This window comes from Streptomyces sp. FH025, from assembly GCF_017427025.1.
Taxonomy (GTDB): domain Bacteria; phylum Actinomycetota; class Actinomycetes; order Streptomycetales; family Streptomycetaceae; genus Kitasatospora.
Map to the genome: position 1 here is coordinate 1 of NZ_JAFLNG010001169.1, position 1,284 is coordinate 1,284.

General features: G+C 72.0%; 1 protein-coding gene. It reads left to right on the top strand.

The window, feature by feature from the left end:
• Window positions 1–107 precede the first annotated feature (107 nt).
• Window positions 108–1,130, top strand: a complete 1,023-nt coding sequence (locus J0670_RS38190) for a LacI family DNA-binding transcriptional regulator (RefSeq protein ID WP_307806878.1) — start codon at window positions 108–110, stop codon at window positions 1,128–1,130.
• Window positions 1,131–1,284 lie beyond the last annotated feature (154 nt).

The following is a 1,284-nucleotide window of genomic DNA, read 5'->3' on the forward strand; positions in this document are numbered from 1 at the left end:
TTCTTGGGTTGTGTCGAGTTTCAGAACCTGACTTACTAAACCGGTCTAGCTATGGCAGGGACTATGCTCCCGCCTAAACTTGGATGTCAAGAGAGGAGTCGGATTCTGTGGGCAGACCGACGATCGCCGACATCGCCCGCCAGGCCGGTGTCTCCAAGGGCGCGGTGTCCTTCGCGCTCAACGGCCGCCCGGGTGTCAGCGAGGCGACCAGGGCCCGGATCCTGCGGGTCGCCGAGGAGATGAACTGGCGCCCGCACAGCGCCGCGCGCGCCCTCGGCGGGGCGCGGGCCGACGCCGTCGGCCTGGTGATCGCCCGCCCGGCCCGCACCATCGGGGTCGAGCCGTTCTTCAGCCAACTGCTCTCCGGCCTCCAGGCGGTGCTCTCGGCCAGCTCCGTCGCGCTGCACCTGATGGTGGTCGAGGACACCGCCGCCGAGATCGAGGTCTACCGGCGCTGGGCCTCCGAGCACCGGGTCGACGGCTTCATCCTGGTGGACCTCCAGGTCAAGGACCCGCGCCTGCCCGTCCTGGACGAACTCGGGCTGCCCGCGGTCGTGCTGGGCGGGCCCGGCAAGGGCGGCAACCAGCTGCGGATCTGGGCCGACGACCGGGAGGCGATGCTCTCCATCGTCGACTACCTGGCCGCCATCGGGCACCGCCGGATCGCGCACCTGGCCGGGCTGCCGCACTTCCAGCACACCCAGCGCCGGATCCGGGCGCTGCGCGACGCCTCGCGCCGGCTCGGGTTGGAGGAGGCGGTGTCGGTGCCCACCGACTTCAGCGACGCCGAGGGCGCCGCGGCCACCCGCACGCTGCTCTCCCGGCCCAGGCGGCCCACCGCGATCGTCTACGACAGCGACGTGATGGCCGTCGCCGGGCTCGGCGTGGCGGGGGAGATGGGCGTCGTGGTGCCGGGCGAGCTGTCCATCGTCTCCTTCGACGACTCGGTGCTCGCCCGGATCGTGCACCCGCCGCTGACCGCGCTCAGCCGGGACACCTTCGCGCTCGGCGAGCAGGTCGCGCGCAGCCTGCTGGAGGCGCTGGACGAGGCCGGGCCCGGGCGTGACCTCCAGATGCCCACACCCCGGCTGACCGTGCGGGAGTCCACGTCGCCGCCTCCGGCGGGATAGCCGTTCGCGTTGTCACGGTTTCGCCCGGGTGGGTGGTTGTTGCGCGGATCGTTGACAGTGGTTCTGAACCGGTTTAGCCTCGCAGCGCCGAGCGGGTCCGTTCGGCGCGCTTCGCCGCACCCGACTGCCCCCGACCGGCCTCGCCGACCCGCCA